The sequence below is a fragment of the Microvirga aerilata genome (assembly GCF_016743775.1).
Lineage (GTDB): Bacteria > Pseudomonadota > Alphaproteobacteria > Rhizobiales > Beijerinckiaceae > Microvirga > Microvirga aerilata.
The window spans coordinates 67,065-82,595 of sequence record NZ_JAEQMY010000010.1; the positions used below are offsets into that span (position 1 = coordinate 67,065).

The 15,531-nt window shown below is 65.5% G+C and carries 14 protein-coding genes; 6 read left to right on the top strand and 8 right to left on the bottom strand.

The window, feature by feature from the left end:
* Nucleotides 1–57: 57 nt before the first annotated feature.
* From JKG68_RS09175 to JKG68_RS09190, 4 genes are all read right to left on the bottom strand, one after another.
* Nucleotides 58–1,065: an NAD-dependent epimerase/dehydratase family protein gene (locus JKG68_RS09175; protein ID WP_202058495.1), complete on the bottom strand. Its 1,008-nt coding sequence runs from the start codon at nucleotides 1,063–1,065 to the stop codon at nucleotides 58–60.
* 133 nt (nucleotides 1,066–1,198) lie between these two features.
* A complete protein-coding gene (locus JKG68_RS09180) occupies nucleotides 1,199–2,605 on the bottom strand; it encodes a M10 family metallopeptidase C-terminal domain-containing protein (protein WP_202058497.1) in 1,407 nt (468 codons plus the stop codon).
* A gap of 197 nt (nucleotides 2,606–2,802) precedes the next feature.
* Complete coding sequence (locus JKG68_RS09185; protein WP_202058499.1) at nucleotides 2,803–3,714, bottom strand: MBL fold metallo-hydrolase; 912 nt, start codon at nucleotides 3,712–3,714, stop codon at nucleotides 2,803–2,805.
* A gap of 96 nt (nucleotides 3,715–3,810) precedes the next feature.
* Complete coding sequence (locus tag JKG68_RS09190) at nucleotides 3,811–6,345, bottom strand: ABC transporter transmembrane domain-containing protein (RefSeq protein ID WP_202058501.1); 2,535 nt, start codon at nucleotides 6,343–6,345, stop codon at nucleotides 3,811–3,813.
* 290 nt (nucleotides 6,346–6,635) lie between these two features.
* Between JKG68_RS09190 and JKG68_RS09195 the strand changes: the two genes are divergently transcribed.
* Entirely contained in the window at nucleotides 6,636–7,190 is a 555-nt protein-coding gene (locus JKG68_RS09195; RefSeq protein WP_202058503.1) for a tetratricopeptide repeat protein, read from the top strand.
* A gap of 9 nt (nucleotides 7,191–7,199) precedes the next feature.
* On the opposite strand, the gene JKG68_RS09200 is transcribed toward JKG68_RS09195, so the two are convergent.
* The gene (locus JKG68_RS09200) at nucleotides 7,200–7,442 is read right to left on the bottom strand and encodes a hypothetical protein (protein WP_202058505.1); all 243 of its coding nucleotides are present in this window, start codon (nucleotides 7,440–7,442) and stop codon (nucleotides 7,200–7,202) included.
* A 244-nt stretch (nucleotides 7,443–7,686) separates the two neighbouring features.
* Between JKG68_RS09200 and JKG68_RS09205 the strand changes: the two genes are divergently transcribed.
* Both JKG68_RS09205 and JKG68_RS09210 read left to right on the top strand, forming a co-directional pair.
* Entirely contained in the window at nucleotides 7,687–8,475 is a 789-nt protein-coding gene (locus JKG68_RS09205) for an invasion associated locus B family protein (protein ID WP_202058507.1), read from the top strand.
* 152 nt (nucleotides 8,476–8,627) lie between these two features.
* Nucleotides 8,628–9,125, top strand: coding sequence for an MmcB family DNA repair protein (locus tag JKG68_RS09210; protein WP_202058509.1), 498 nt, complete (start codon nucleotides 8,628–8,630; stop codon nucleotides 9,123–9,125).
* A gap of 6 nt (nucleotides 9,126–9,131) precedes the next feature.
* On the opposite strand, the gene JKG68_RS09215 is transcribed toward JKG68_RS09210, so the two are convergent.
* Entirely contained in the window at nucleotides 9,132–9,689 is a 558-nt protein-coding gene (locus tag JKG68_RS09215; RefSeq protein WP_202058511.1) for an ActR/PrrA/RegA family redox response regulator transcription factor, read from the bottom strand.
* 45 nt (nucleotides 9,690–9,734) lie between these two features.
* A complete protein-coding gene (locus JKG68_RS09220) occupies nucleotides 9,735–11,126 on the bottom strand; it encodes an ActS/PrrB/RegB family redox-sensitive histidine kinase (protein ID WP_202058513.1) in 1,392 nt (463 codons plus the stop codon).
* A 223-nt stretch (nucleotides 11,127–11,349) separates the two neighbouring features.
* Between JKG68_RS09220 and JKG68_RS09225 the strand changes: the two genes are divergently transcribed.
* The 3 genes from JKG68_RS09225 to JKG68_RS09235 all read left to right on the top strand — a co-directional run bounded on the left by JKG68_RS09225 (nucleotide 11,350) and on the right by JKG68_RS09235 (nucleotide 14,984).
* Nucleotides 11,350–12,612: a polyhydroxyalkanoate depolymerase gene (locus JKG68_RS09225; protein ID WP_202058515.1), complete on the top strand. Its 1,263-nt coding sequence runs from the start codon at nucleotides 11,350–11,352 to the stop codon at nucleotides 12,610–12,612.
* A gap of 76 nt (nucleotides 12,613–12,688) precedes the next feature.
* On the top strand, nucleotides 12,689–13,432 hold the full coding sequence (locus JKG68_RS09230) for a M48 family metallopeptidase (RefSeq protein ID WP_202058517.1): 744 nt from the start codon (nucleotides 12,689–12,691) through the stop codon (nucleotides 13,430–13,432).
* Between the two features lie 352 nt (nucleotides 13,433–13,784).
* Nucleotides 13,785–14,984, top strand: coding sequence for a multidrug effflux MFS transporter (locus tag JKG68_RS09235; RefSeq protein ID WP_202058519.1), 1,200 nt, complete (start codon nucleotides 13,785–13,787; stop codon nucleotides 14,982–14,984).
* 122 nt (nucleotides 14,985–15,106) lie between these two features.
* On the opposite strand, the gene JKG68_RS09240 is transcribed toward JKG68_RS09235, so the two are convergent.
* A complete protein-coding gene (locus tag JKG68_RS09240; protein ID WP_202058521.1) occupies nucleotides 15,107–15,445 on the bottom strand; it encodes a DUF1330 domain-containing protein in 339 nt (112 codons plus the stop codon).
* Nucleotides 15,446–15,531 lie beyond the last annotated feature (86 nt).

Genomic DNA, 15,531 nt, shown 5'->3' on the forward strand with positions numbered 1-15,531 from the left:
GAGGGGCTTTATAGGGCAGGGGCTTGAGAACAGGCGAGGCTTTCCCGGTCCATCGGCTCAGACCCCATGATAGCCGCGATACCACTCGACGAAGCGCCTGACGCCCTCCTCCAGGGAGGTGGAGGGCGCAAAGCCCACGTCGCGGCGAAGATCCGTCACGTTGGCGCGGGTCTCTAGCACGTCGCCGGGGGGCAGGGGCACATCCGCCCGAACGGCCCGTCTGCCCAGGGCCGCCTCGATCAGCGCGATCAGACGGTTCACCTCCTCGGGCGAGTCGTTGCCGATGTTGTAGACCCGGTGCGGCGCGGCGCTGGTGGCCGGGTCGGGAGCCTCGGCGTTCCAGGCCGGGTTGCCAGAGGGCGCCCGGTCCACGAGCCGCACGATCCCCTCCACGATGTCGTCCACGTAGGTGAAGTCGCGCCAGACCCGGCCGGCATTGGCCACCTGGATCTCGCGCTCTTGAGCGATGGCGTGGGTGAACTTGTACACCGCCATGTCCGGCCGGCCCCAGGGACCATAGACGGTAAAGAAACGCAGGCCCGTCGAGGACAGGCCGAAGAGATGCGCGTAGGAATGCGCCATCATCTCGTTGGCCTTCTTGGTGGCCGCATACAGGCTGATCGGATGATCCGTGGTGTCGTGCTCGGAAAACGGCAGCTTGCGGTTGGCGCCGTAGACGGAGCTCGACGAGGCATAGACCAGGTGCTGAACCCCCGCATGCCGGCAGGCCTCCAGCAGGTTCATGAAGCCTATGAGGTTTGAGGCCGCATAGGGCTGCGGATCGACAAAGCGCACCCCCGGCTGGGCGGCAAGATGGATGACGCGCTCGAAGCGGTGGTGCTGAAACAGGTCGCGGGTTGCTTGGGCATCCGCCAGATCGAGGCGCTCGCCCAGAAAGGTGTTGTGCGGGGTGAGTCTGGCGAAGCGGGCTTCCTTGAGAGCAACATCGTAGTAGGGCGTGAAGCTGTCGACACCCACCACCGGGTGGCCCTCGGCCAGAAGCCGCTCGACCACATGATAGCCGATGAAGCCGGCTGCACCGGTGACAAGAATGGGAGAGGACATGCTGAGCCCGTTTCACGAAGGTGCGGGCACCATAGTGGATTTTTCAGTAAAGGGGAGACCGTTCGCACAAGGCGCAGCCCTCGCCGGGCGAAGGCTGCCGGTGATGTGGGCGATCTACACCCTTGCGTGCGGCTTAGATGATGAAGAAGTCCTTGTAGGTCAGGCCCAGATCCTTGGAGAGGGTGGCGATCTCCACCGCCTTGACCTTCGAGCCCGATCCGTCGGCGTCGTAGAGGAGCTTGCCTTTGGCCTTGTCGTAGATGATGAAGTCGTTCTTGTCCTTGGCCTTGGAGCCCTTGGCGAAGAAGCTGCTCTTCAGCTGCCCCGGCCTGCTCTCAGTGCCGGTACCAAGGGCGCTGAAGAAGGCGTTGTCGAGCCAGATCGCGTCGTCCTTGACGCTGAAGTCGACGATCTTGTCCTTGTTGGTTTTCGAGCTTGGCTTCGAGTCGAACACGAAGCAATCCTTGCCCGTGCCGCCGGTGAGCTGGTCGTTGCCGGAGCCGCCCCAGATCTTGTCGCTGCCGCCCTTGCCGTCGATCGTGTCCTTGCCCCCGTGTCCGTAGAGCTTCTCGCTGCCGGCCTTGCCCTTGATGGTGTCGGCCTTGTTGGCCTGGAAATCCGCCGCCATTGTCGTAGTGTCGACGAAGACAGGGTCGGAGACGACGATCTCGAAGGAAACGGAAGCCTTGGAGGAGCGTGAGCCGTCCAGGCCGGAACCTTGGGTGAAGACGAGCTTGCGCACGGCCTCCTGCACCTCGGCCGGAGTGCCGGTGACGGTGTAGATTCCGGTTTCCGGATCATAGGTGCCACCGCCGAGGCTGGAGGCCAGGAAGCCGCCCTTCTTCGGATCGCTGATCTTGACCGTGAGGGTCAGCTTGTCGTTGTTCGGGTCCGTGATCGTCACCGATGACAACGGGTGGCCCCCGTCCGTGATCGCCTTGCGCGCCGGAAGGCCGGTGATCTCGGGAGGGAGGTTCAAGCCGCCCGTGCCGCCCCAATTGCTGCCGCCCCTGTCCGTTGTCTCATGATGCTCCGCAAGCCATTTCGTGAAGACCACGTATTCCTCGGTGACCTCGTGGCCGGTCTTTCCGTCGCCGTCGTTCTCGATCGTGATGCCGATGGTTCGCTGAAAATCGGGCGGGAGCGATGCCGCCGTGTTGTCGTAGGTCAGGGCTCGGATGAACTTCTGGGCAATGGCAGGCGGAGCCGGTCTGAAACCGTCCGGCTCGTCCGGATCGGGGAAAGCAATGGTAAAATTGTAAGTCTCGGACCCGCCGACCAGGACGACGGCAGGAAAACCATCGATGGAGATCTTGCTCAACGTATTGAAGCCGTCGGATAGGGTCACCCCGCGTCCCGTCGCGATCCCGAGGCGGTCATGCACCGGGTCGGGCGACCACACACTGACTGTGATGTACATGATGCCATAGCCGCTGATGACTTCGGCATTGCCGCCCCAGTCGAGAAGTGCGGGCCCGTCCCCATCTCTTATGCGCGTGAAGTCGCCGTCGAGATTCCATGTATCGATGGTTTTGGCCATAGGATTTCCTTGAAGATAGGCATGCGCCGCTTGATCTTCGCAGCGCCTTCTAAGACTTCCCATACGTTATTACATATATATACTGCAACCCAAAATGCCTTAACGAAAGGGTTGTCCCAGATGCTGCCAAACGGGCCTATGCCGTAAAGTGAATAGTCCCTCGCTCATGGCGCGAAGTTTGCTAGAAGAAGATCCGATCAGCCCTCAGTGGCCTGTGCCAGAGCAGGCTCATGCCGTTCCGCCGCTGCTTCCCGATCCGCCGGCTCGAATGTGAAGTGTTGCCGCTCCCGGGCCATGAAGGCTGTGGGCATCACGGCCTGCATCTCGGCTTCGGCCTGGCGCAGGAAGGCGTCGTCGTGGCCGGGATAAAGGTGGAAGATCGCCAGCGCCTTGACGCCGGCCTTCTGCGCAAGCTCCACGCCCTTTTGCCAGGTGGAGTGGCCCCAGCCGCGGCAATATGAGTATTCCGCGTCCGAGAACATGCCGTCGAAGATCATGAGGTCGGCATCCCGGACGAACTCCATGAGGCCGGGATCGGGCCAGGGGTCGCTGTGCTCCACGTCGCTGATGTAGCAGACGCTGCGGCCGCCGTGGCTGAGGCGGTAGCCAGTGGCGCCGCCGGGGTGGTTCAGGAGATGGGTGTCGATCCGGGTTCCGTCGTCGAAGGTCAGGGGCTCTCCGGCCAGGAAGCCGTGATGCTCGAAGCGGGCGGGAAGCTGGCCGAGGCGCACCGGGAACAGCGGCGGCGCGAAGAGACGGCCCAGGGCGTCCATGGCGCTGTCCCCTTCCAGGTTGCCGCAATAGGTGCGGATCACCCGCTCCTTGGCCAGAAGGGCGGGCTTGAAGAAGGGCAGGCCGCTGATGTGGTCGAGATGAAGGTGGCTGAAGAGGATGTCGATCTTGTCGGGCGCCGAGGGGCCGATCTCCATCCCCAGGGCCGAAAGGCCGGTGCCCGCATCGAGGATGAACATGCGCTCGCCGCAGCGGACTTCGACGCAGGGCGTATGGGAACCGAACTCGACGAATTGCGGACCGGATGCGCAGGTCGAGCCCCGAGTGCCCCAGAACCGGACCTGCAACGCCTCAGAGGATGCAACGCGCCTTACCATGTCAGGATCATGACCAATCGAAAACCCTGTTGATGTGCGATAGCGCACACAGGTTCAGCAGAGCCCGAGCCGAGGGGCTGGTCAAGGCCAAATATGTCACGCACTCAGCACCTCCCGTTTCACGGTACGGCGGTCCAGCACCGGTTCGCCCCTCTCGAAATGGATAACCGCGTCGAAGGACGGTTGATCCATGGCAGGTGAGATCGCCGGCGTCAGGAGGATCAGTCCCCGGCCCACCAGGACGCGGCGCAGGTTCGCCACCAGCCTGTCGGCGGCAGGCCCCGGCAGCCCTTCGAGGGCGCGCTGAACCACCAGGATGCTCGGGCGGCGCACGAGGCAGCGCACAAGATCGACCGCGGCGATCTCGGTCAGGGTGAGATCGTCCCCTTGAGCGTCGATGGGGGTATCGAGCCCGATGCGCGACACCTCCCCGTCGAGGCCCCTCTGGGTCAGCACCCGGCGGGTCACGCCCTGCACGGCCTCGAGGGCTCCGGCCTGATCGGTGGCGATGCGCCCGAAGAGCAGGTTGTCCTGCACGCTCGCCGCCGCGCAGAAGCGGGCTTCGTCGTAGAACTCGATTGCAGGTTTAAGGCTCACCGGCAGCATGCGGGCGAAATCCGCGCGGGCCACGAGAATGCGCTCCTCCATGGCCTCGTCGAGAAGCCCCAGGCGGTGCCGGCTCTCGCTGTAGCGCAGGGCCAGGCCGATCAGGCGGGCCTGATCGCGGGCGGTCTGGGCGCTGCGCCGCTGCTCGTTCTTCCGCTCGACCAGGTCCTGGAAGTAGGCCCGGTCGGCGGCCGAAAAGAAGGAGAAGCGCTCGAAGAGCGGATGCCCGTCCGGGATGTCGGCGAAGATCTCGATCATGCTGGTGGCAATCGAAAGACCCATCCTGGCGAGCGGCTTGGTGAGCTCGTTGGCCTCGAGCACGGCCCGCACGAAGGGGTGGCTCGACAACCCGTCCTCCTGGAATGCGTCGCCGATGGCCTTGCCGAACAGCAGGTTCTCGCCCACCGTGGCATAGCGGTTGTAGCGCTCGGCGCTGAAGGGATCGACGAAGCGGTCGAGCCCCTCGGTGACGAGCGCCGCCTGCACGGCGCGGCGGGCTTCCACGATGGCGGCGGCAAGCTTCGGCTCCCGCTGCAGGTCGATGGTTCCGGTCAGGCCGCGGGCATGGGTCAGGCGCTCGAGCCCGGCAACGGTGATCGCCTCCGAGAGGCGGTGATCGCGCTCAGGCGCCGGTGCGGAGCAGCCGTAGAGAAGATTGTCCTTGAGGGTTCCGTCGATCAGAACCGTGTCGCCTGCAACGGCGATGCGCTGGCTGCGCTCCACCGGGTCTGCGGCCGCAAGATCGATCCCCCCAAAGGTCAGGCGTCCCGTGGAGGGCTGCAGCTGACCGCTCATGAGGGCCGCCAGGAGCCGCGGGCCCGCATCCCGGTCGCCCACCAGGGCGATGTGGGACGGAAAGGCCAGGTTCAGGTTGACTGCGGCCACCCGGGCTCCGCTTGCGGGATCGTAGGCCGAGACGCCCTGCGCCACGAGAGCGCCGTTGTCGGGCAGGGCGGCCTTTCCCTTGATGGCCGCGCGCAGCTTCAGGGGCGCCAGGCCCTGGCCCAGATCGATCAGCAGCGCGCGGGCCCGCGTGATGAGGCGGTGCCATTGAACCACCTCCCGGGTGCCGTGAGCCGCCAGCGCCGCGGCCAGAACGCAGGACGCCACCGTGCCGGCCGTGACCGGACGGGTTTGGGAGAACCAGGCGCCGAGCGCCAGCACCGCCAGGGGAGCGATCATGAGCACGGCGGCAGAGGCGGACTCGGCCAGCGCCAGGCGGTATTCCCGCTTCATCACGGGCCGGTGGCCGCGGGCAAGGGCATTGCGCACCCTGTCGCGCTCGTAAGGACCGGTGCCGTGGGCGCGCAGGGCCGGAATCCGGTGCTCCAGCTCCGCCAGAACCTCTCCGGCTTCCTCGCCCTCCCGGTGCCGGGCGGCGGTGGCGTCGAAGCGCAGGAGGGACCGGCGGGCGCTCACGACCGCGCCCAGCACCAGCACCAGGGCCAAAGCCGCGCCCAGATACCAATGCATGACGAACACATAGGCGCAGGCAAGCCCGATCATGCCGCCCAGCTTCACCGGAACGAGCAGGCTCGATCCCAGAACGCCGTTTTCGCGGGCAAGTCCCCGGGCGGCAAGCGCCGTCACCATGGCGATGTCCTCGTGGGACGAGGAGGGAGCCTTCAGGATCGCGTCGAGGGCCGTGGTCTGGGTGCGCGTCAGCATTCTTAGGCCGATGCCGATGGCAAGCCACTCCAGAGCCACCAGGATCAGGCCGATGAGAAGCGGAACCACGAGCACGCTGGCCACCGAGGCGATGGCGAAAGCCTCAGGCTGCAACATGAAACCGGGAAACAGAACGAGAGGCTCCGGCCAGGGACCTGCAGGCGGGCTGATGGCGATCCTCAGGAAGGCCGCCGGCGCAGTCCAGCCGCCGGCGCCTCCGGTCGCCCGGTCCACCAGGATGCGGATGAGGTCGAGGCCGCCGAGGATCAGAAGACCCGTCAGCGCCAGAAGAAGAAATCCGGCGAGGTGGCGGACAGGAGAGGTCTTCCACGCCAGGCGCAACGGATCGCGCTCCACGACAGCTCCCATAATCGGTCAAGGTGCCCGACGTTAGCGCATCGCGCGGAAAAGTGGACTCGGTTTTCACGGGCGTGGCCCTGCGGGCCTCTTTCAACGATGCTGTCGTTAGAGAACGAGGGCAATGGATGAGCCAGAAAGAGGGCAAATCCCCTTTCATGTCCTATGCGCCGGCAAGGCCTTGCGCGGCCGGCGAGCCCAAACTCTGCCGCCCTACCCCTCGCCATGCCGCGCTTGGACTCTATGTCATCTGCCTTGTCGCCTTCCATGGAGGATCGTTGAGCCCGCCCATGACATCCCAGCTGCCGCTCGACCCGGTTTTCCAGCTCATCCTCGAACTGCCGACCCGTGCGCCAAGCCCTGGCCTGCCGCACCGTCTGACGCGGCTTTTTCAGGAGCTGGCGCTGAGCGAACCCGTGCGGCCGGTGGAGGATATCGAAGACCAGATCTGGGCGCTCTGGGGCTCCCACGAGGACCGGGTGGCGGAGGAGACCATGGCAGCGGCGGTGGAGGCCCTCTCGTCGGGCGCGCTCAAGAAGGCCAGGCCCCTGCTCGACCACCTGGTCGCCAAGCATCCGGACTGGCCGGAGGCCTGGAACAAGCGCGCGACGCTGGCCTCCATCGAGAAACGCGACGCGGACAGCCTCCTCGACATTGCCCAGACCCTAAGGCTGGAGCCGCGCCACTTTGGGGCCATCGCCGGCTTCGGCAACATCTGCCTGCGGCACGGCCATCTCAACGAAGCCCGCGCGGCCTTTCAGATTGCGCTGTCCATCAACCCGCATATGGAAGACTTGCGCGACATGCTGGAGAACCTGTCCCCGCATCACCTGATGCTGCATTAAAGGGAAGGGCTAGAGATTGAGGATCGGCAGCACCTTCGCGCTGCCATGGGCCTGCAGGTCCAGGCCATAGGCCACCACCTCGTCGTCCGTGAGCTCGCGCAAGGTCTCGGCGGACGCATTGGCCCCGGCTGCCCGTGCGGCGACCAGCTCGGCGTCCTGTTCGTCCCGGGCCACGACCACAAGAGGCGCGACCTTGGGCTCTTGATCGCCCGGCTGCGGTACCGTCACGGTGACGCCAAATCCCTTGTTCATCCAGCCGCTCTCCAGGTGGTTCGTGCGCCGGGCCCATGATACCGGTCCGTCCTCGATAGACGGCCCATCCCCGGAGCAGGTTCCAAGAGGGGGCCGAGAAACCGACCGCCGTCATCGTTAAGACGTTATTCATCGACACTGCGTCAGCTCACCGCTTCCAATAATCTCCCCAGACTGGGGTAAGCAGCTCCTGGCCTGGTTCAACCCCATGAGAACAGGTTCTAACGAGAGGACGACTCCCACGATGCCATTCACCTCCCGCCTTGCAGGTTCCGCGATCGCCCGTGCCGGCCTCATGACCGCGGTGCTGACGCTCAGTGCCCTGCCGGGCTTGGCTCAAACGTCCGGACAAGCTCCGAAGCCCAAGCAGCCCGCCCCCAAGGGGCAGCAGGCGCAGCCTCAAAAGGCCCAGCCCCAGCAGGCACAGCCCCAGAACGCCGGTGCCGTGACCGTGGCACTCAAGGCAGAGCCGTCCCAGCCGGAATGGACCAAGGTCTGTGGGAAGGAGCAGGCTGCCAGCACGGAGGTCTGCTACACCACACGGGACTTCGTCACGGACAAGGGCCAGCGAATCGCGGCGGTGGCGCTCTACGACGCGAAGGGCAAGGGCGCGCAGAAGCTCATGCGGATCCTGGTGCCCCTCGGATTCCTTGTGGCGCCGGGCACCCGGATCGTGGTGGACAAGAGCTCGCCCGTCGGCGGGCGCTTCTCGTCCTGCCTTCCCCACGGCTGCTTCGTCGAGGCGCCCGTGAAGGACGATTTCATCGCGGCGATCAAGAAAGGCACGACCCTGAATGTCAGCGCCCGAAACCCGGCCGGCAAGGAGATCACGTTCACCATCCCGGTAGAGGGCTTCGGCAAAGCCTTCGACGGGCCGCCAATCGATCCGCAGGTGCTGGCGGAGCGGCAGAAGCAGATGCAGGAGGAGCTTCAGAAGCGCCAGGAAGAGCTCCGCAGCCGGCAGATGAGCGCTCCCGGCAATCCGGTCCAGGCTCCTGCTGCCAGTGCCGGGGCAATCCCGCCCAAAAACTAAGGCCCGCCGTGTTTCCACGAGGGCATGGATCCTGAGCCGTCCCGGACGGCTCAGGATCCCTTGGAAGGCTCCATCGGAACAGACGGCGCCCTCCATGCCAAGCGCGACAACGGGGCCGTTGCAGGCCGACGGCGGCAGGCTACCCTAGCCGCATGTCCGATTCGCCTGCAGCTCTCCGACGTCCGATCCTTCTCCCCCACGATGGCCGCCAGTCGCCGGTCGCGGCCGGCATCCAGCGCGGCGTGCGCCGCCTGTTCTCGCAGCTGGGCCATGTCACCCTGCCGGAATTCACCCTCGCCAACGGCAGGCGGGCCGATCTCATCGCGCTTGCTCCCGATGGCGCGCTCACCATCGTGGAGATCAAGTCGAGCGTGGCGGATTTCCGGGCCGACCGGAAATGGCCCGATTACGAGGATTTCTGCGACCGGTTCTACTTTGCCGTGCCGGAGACCGTGCCGTTCGACATCCTGCCGGAGGATCGGGGCCTGATCATCGCCGACAGCTTCGGGGCGGCGATCCTGCGCGAGGCCTCCCACCACCCGCTCGCAGGGGCGCGCCGCAAGGCCGTGACCCTGCGCTTCGCCCATGCGGCCGCATCCCTGCTGCACGCGCTGGCCGATCCCGACAGGGTTGCGGACGGACGGCTTTAAGGGGGTTCAGCGCGGCGCGCGCTTGGCCAGGATCCGCTGCAGGGTGCGGCGGTGCATGTTGAGGCGGCGCGCGGTTTCCGAGACGTTGCGTCCGCACAGTTCATAAACCCGCTGGATGTGCTCCCAGCGCACCCGGTCGGCCGACATGGGGTTCTCGGGCGGCAGCGCCCGCTCGCCGGGCTGGGCCATGAGAGCCGCGTGGATTTCGTCCGCATCCGCAGGCTTGGCGAGGTAGTCGAACGCTCCCATCTTGACCGCCGTGACGGCGGTGGCGATGTTGCCGTAGCCGGTGAGGATGACGCCCCGGGCGTCGGGGCGACGGTTTTTCAGCCGCTCGATCACGTCGAGCCCGTTGCCGTCCCCGAGCCGCATGTCGATGACGGCAAAGGCCGGCGCCTCGGTCTCGATGGCGGCGATGCCGTCCGCGACGCTTTCGGCCACGCGAACCTGATAGCCGCGGCCTTCCATGGCACGGGCAAGCCGGGTCGAGAACGGCCGATCGTCGTCCACGATCAAGAGGCTCTTATCGGCACGATCTTCGAACGCGACAGGCGCATCGGCCATCAGAACATCTCCTTGCATGCTGGGAAAATTCCTCTGTGAGACGAGCTAGTTGAGCTCCTCTCTCATATGGGAATTCTTCCCCTCTTCTGTGAGGGACCCCGAAGGATCTCCCTGCGGCGAAATTGCCGCACCTCGTTCAAACGCATGACGAGGCCAAACGATCCGCGCGATGGCGCCCGAGGCGGGCGGAGCCGCGTTCGTGAGGGTCAATTCGGCCCCGGAACGCTCGATCAGGGTCTTGGCGATGAACAGGCCCAGGCCGAGTCCTCCACCCTCCTCGCTGTCTTCGCTGCGCTCGGCGGCGCTGCGGGTGGTCACATAGGGTTCTCCGACCCTGAGGAGGATTTCGGGAGCGTATCCGGGGCCGTCGTCCCGGATCTCGATGAACACTTCGTGAGGGGACCAGCAGGCCTCGATCGTCACCTGGCTCTCGGCAAAGTCCGTGGCGTTGTCGAGGATGTTGGACAGGCCGTAGACCACGCCCGGATTGCGGCGCCCCATGGGCTCGGGGCCGTCACCCTTCGACACCACCTTCACGTCGAAGCCCACCGCCCGCTGTGGCTCGACGATCTCCTCCACCAGGTGGCTGAGCGTGATCGTCTCCAGGAACTCCGTCTCGTCCTCCTGGCCCATGGAGGTGAGCTTGGTCAGGATCGTGCGGCAGCGCTCCACCTGCTCCTGCAGGAGCCGCAGATCCTCTCCCACCGGGCCGTCCTTGGGGAGCGCATGGCCCAGCTCCTTGGTCACCAGGGCGATGGTGGCGAGGGGCGTTCCCAGCTCGTGGGCCGCCGCCGCCGCCAGGCCGTCGAGCTGGGACAAGTGCTGCTCGCGGGCGAGCACCAGCTCCGTGGCGGCGAGCGCCTGCGCGAGCTGGCGGGCCTCCTCCGCCACCCGCCAGGCATAGATGCCGATGAAGGCCGTGCCGAGGAGGATGGCGGTCCAGATCCCGGTTACATACAGGAAGGGCAGCTTGAATCCTTGCCCCGGAAACCAGGGCAGGGGCTTGTGGGCGAGCACGAGAAGCGTTGCCGAGCCGACGGCGAGAAGCCCGAGCCCAAGGGTCCGCTCCGGCGGCAGCGCGGTGGCGGAGATGAGCACGGGCGCCAGAAACAGCATGGCGAACGGGTTCTCGAGACCTCCGGTCAGGTAGAGGAGGGCTGCCAGCTGCAGGATGTCGAAGGCCAGGAGCGCCGTGGCGAGGTTGTCGCTGAGCCGGTGGCTCGCCGGATACTGGATGCGCAGGAACAGGTTGACCCACGCCGAGGCCGCGATCACCAGGAAGCAGAGACCGAAGGGCAGGGAAAAGCCCAGGCCGAACCGGACCCCGGACACGGCGGCCGCCTGGCCCGCGACGGCAAGCCAGCGCAGGCGAACGAGGGTGTCGAGGCGCAGATGCCGGGCGTGGTGGGTCAGGCTCTTCGGTTCGATTTTGGACATCCCCGAACAGAATAGGGCCGCCGCCCGGTTCGCCAAGCAACCCAGGCCTCGTCTATTTTCCTAAGATCGCCCGGGGTGATGCAGCAAAACACCAGTGAGACCGTTTCGGCTTGGAAAAACAAGTATGTTGCAATCAGCCGCAGGAACTTTAATCTTAAAATTACGGTTGAGGATAAAGCCTACGACAATCTGCGAGAACGGGCGCCCAACCTTGGGGATATGAATGAACTTTTCTTATTATTGGTACGATACCGCCCATTGGCTTTTGAGCCCCGCTCGCGCGGCTTCCGATTTCACGAAGCATTTCTTCGACAATCCCGGTAACCCGCTCACGAACACGCCCTATGGCCGGACGGTGTCCGCCGCCTGCGAACTGTTCGAGCGCACCACCCGGCGCTACGGCAAGCCAGTCTTCGGCCTGCCGACCACCAGGATCGGCAACGCGGAGGTGGCGGTCACCGAGCGAACCGTCTGGGAGCGCCCCTTCTGCCGGGTAATCTCCTTCGAGCGCGACCACCCCGCCGCCAAGGATCAGCCGAAGCTCCTCATCGTGGCGCCCATGTCCGGTCACTACGCCACCCTCCTGCGCGGAACGGTCGAGACCTTCCTGCCCAGCCACCAGGTGATGATCACCGACTGGACCGACGCCCGCATGGTGCCCCTGGCCGAAGGCCGGTTCGACCTGGACGACTACATCGATTACCTGAAAATCATGTTCCAGGATCTCGGGCCGGACCTCCACGTGATGGCCGTGTGCCAGCCGGCCGTGCCGGTGATCGCCGCCATCGCCCGCATGGAGGACGAGAAGGATCCTCTCACGCCGCGCTCCATGACCCTCATGGGCGGTCCCATCGACACCCGCCGCTCGCCCACCGCCGTCAACCGGCTGGCGGAGGAGCGCGGCATCGACTGGTTCCGGCAGCACTGCATCACCAAGGTGCCCCCGTCCCATCCGGGCTTCTGGCGCGACGTGTATCCAGGCTTCCAGCAGCTCTCCGGCTTCATGGCCATGAACATCGACCGGCATCTCACCGCCCATTGGGAGATGTTCAACCACCTGGTGGAGGGCGACGGCGATTCGGCCGAGAAGCACCGGGAGTTCTACGACGAGTACCTCGCCGTCATGGACCTGACCGCCGAGTTCTACCTCCAGACGGTCGAGAAGGTGTTCGTGAACCACGAACTGCCCAAGGGCGAGATGATGCACAGGGACCAGCCGGTGGACCTCATGGCGATCCGGCGCTGCGCCATCATGGCGGTCGAAGGGGAGCGGGACGACATCTCGGGCGTGGGCCAGACCCTGGCCGCCCTGGAGTTGACCCCCAACCTGTCCTCCGACAAGAAGCTCTACCACCTGCAGGCCGGGGTCGGTCACTATGGCGTCTTCAACGGTTCTCGTTTCAGGACTCAGATCGCTCCTCGAATCGCTGAATTCATTGAGACCCATAATCGAGAACCAGCCAGGAAGAAGCCGTCAAGGGCTTGAGGCTGTTCTCGATACGTTCTTAGGAGCGGCAAACGGCTGCGCTGACAGAATCAGCGTGACAGGGCAGATTGCGGATATGAAATCCGCCCTGTTCCGCCGCGTTCCTGCGGACCCGCCTCATCTCAAGGTTCTTCACGAGGGCCAATCCTTCAAGGTGGCCCTCAAACGGCGTCCGACCGCCAAACGGATCACGCTGCGCGTCTCCAATGCGACCGGCGAGGTCGTGCTCAGCATACCCGAGCGAACCGATGTGGGCCTCGCCCAACGTTTCGCCGACAGCCACAGCCACTGGATCGCCACGCGGCTCGCCCGGGTGCCGGAGCGGGTGCCGTTCGAGCCCGGCGCCCTTGTGCCCCTGCGGGGTGTGCCCCACCGCATCGTCCACTGGTCGACCGTGCGCGGCGTGACCCAGGCCACCAAGGGCAGCGCCGGCGAGCCGATCATCGCGGTTGCGGGCGAGGCGTCTCACGTGGCCCGCCGGGTGCGCGATTTCCTCGAGGCGGAGGCCAAGCGGGATTTCGCCGTCGCCGTGAAGCGCCACACGGCGCAGCTCGGGGTGCCGGCCAAGCGCATCACCGTGCGCGACACCAAGAGCCGCTGGGGCTCCTGCTCGGCCAACGGCGCGCTCAACTTCTCCTGGCGCCTGATCATGGCCCCGCCCTTCGTGCTGGATTATCTCGCCGCCCACGAGGTGGCGCACCTGCGCGAACTCAACCACTCCAACCGCTTCTGGAAGCTCACGCACCAGCTCTGCCCGCGCACCGACGAAGCGGAGGCTTGGCTCAAAGCCTATGGCAGCGCCCTGCACCGGATCGGGTAGGGGCTCCTCACCTACCGTTATAGGAGTCCTGTTGGCATCGAGCTTTCCCGAGACCTGTCTCCTCTTGGCGAGTCAGGACCATCAAGGCGCTGGAACCCTCCTCCCCACAAGGGGGAGGGAAGCCCGTATTACGCTCGTCCACCGATCATAACACTGAGGCTGTCATCCCCGGCGAGCGCGTAGCGAGGGAAGGGGATCCACTCACATGCGCCACGCTACGGCCTCCCTTCCCTCAGCCTCAGGCCCTTCAGGGATGACGCTCACGATATGCCTCGCGGCCAATCCATAAAAACGTGACAGACGCGCCGTTTAGGCCTACTGCGGCTTGCCCCTCATTGCTGAAAACCATCCCATGCTCAAGCCCGAAACGCTGGCCCTCACCGTCGTCCTGGCGCTACTTACCGCGCTCGGCCCCCTCTCGACGGACATGTACCTGCCTTCGCTGCCCGCCATCGCGGCGGGGCTCGGGGCCACCACGGGACAGACGCAGCTCACCCTGTCGGCCTTTCTGCTGGGCTTTGCGGCAGGGCAGTTCTTCTATGGGCCGATCTCAGACCGGGTCGGACGCAAGCCCGTGCTGCTCTTCGGGCTCGGGCTCTTCACCCTCGCCAGCCTCATCTGCGCCTTCGCTCCCAACATCGAGACCCTGATCGCGGCCCGCTTCCTCCAGGCGCTCGGGGCTTCCGGCCCCATTGTGCTGGGCCGGGCCATCGTGCGCGACTTCTACGAAGGGCCGCGCGCAGGGCGGGAGCTGTCGCGCATGGGCACGATCATGGGCGTGGTGCCGGCCGCGGCCCCGATCCTCGGCGGCGTCATCGAGCGGTTCACGGGCTGGCGGGTGACGTTCGGCGTAATGATCCTGTTCGGGGTGGCGCTTGCGGTCACGATCCTCTTGCGCATGCCGGAGAGCATCCGCAGGAAGTCGGACATGCCGATCTCCTTCCTGTCGATCATCCGTGGGTTCAGGTCGCTCCTCGCCCATCGGGGCTACCGGACCTATGTGGGCCTATCCATGCTCACCTATGGCGGGCTGTTCGCCTTCATCTCCGGCTCGTCCTTCGTGCTCCAGAACATCTACGGGCTCGACGCGCTGTCCTTCTCCTTCTCCTTCGGCTTCATGGTGATCGGCTTCATCGGCGGCACCTATCTGGCGCAGCATCTGGTCGGCCGGCGCGGGCTCGACGGCACCATCAAGCTCGGCGTGACGAGCCTCGCGGTCGGCGGCGTCACCATGCTGATCCTGGTGCTCGCGGGCGTCCCGTCGTCCTTTGCCATCACCGGACCGATGGCGATCTATGCGCTCGGCGTCGGCCTCACCATGCCGCAATCCATGGCCTCCGCCCTGATGCCGTTTCCGGACCGCGCCGGCGCGGCCTCGTCGCTGCTGGGGATCTGCCAGATGACCTTCGCGGCGGTCCTGGGGATTCTCCTGGGCCGAAACCTCGACGCCTCCGCCCTGCCGCTGCCCGCCACCATCGCCACGACCGGCATGCTGGCGCTCGTCCTGTTCCTGGCGACGGGGCGGGCACGGGGCACGTCAGCCCAGCACTAGAGCATTTTCAGGTGAAGTGGATCCGGTTCATCGTTGAACATGCGCCACAGCCAGGAAGAAAGCCGATTCCATGGAAATGGAAACAGTTCTAGCGCGCCGCGCGGGCCTGCGGGTCCGATGTTCTAGGCGCCCATGGGCAACCCGGCCAGAATATCGGTCGCCTTGTGATCGTCCGATACGCCGTCGATGAAGAACGTATCCCCCTTTGCGTTTTCGGTGCGCAGGGGCAGGATCTGCCTGTAGGCAGGTGAGGCGTACCAGGCGCGAGCTTGGATCCTGTCCGGGAACGCGATCACGATCAGGTCCTCCCGCCATGTTCCCTCCAGGACCTCGACAGGTCCTCCGTGGATCAGGAAACGGCCGCCGAAGGGCGCCAGCGTCTCGTCGATGCGCCGGATATACGCAACGATTTCAGGGCCGACATTGACGTCCTGCAGATGGGCGACGGCGTAGGCAGGCATGGCATGCTCCCGGGCTTGCGTGATGGAAGCCAGTATGCCGGGATCGGAAAGCGATGGCGATTACGTGCCAGGTAATCGTTCGAGGA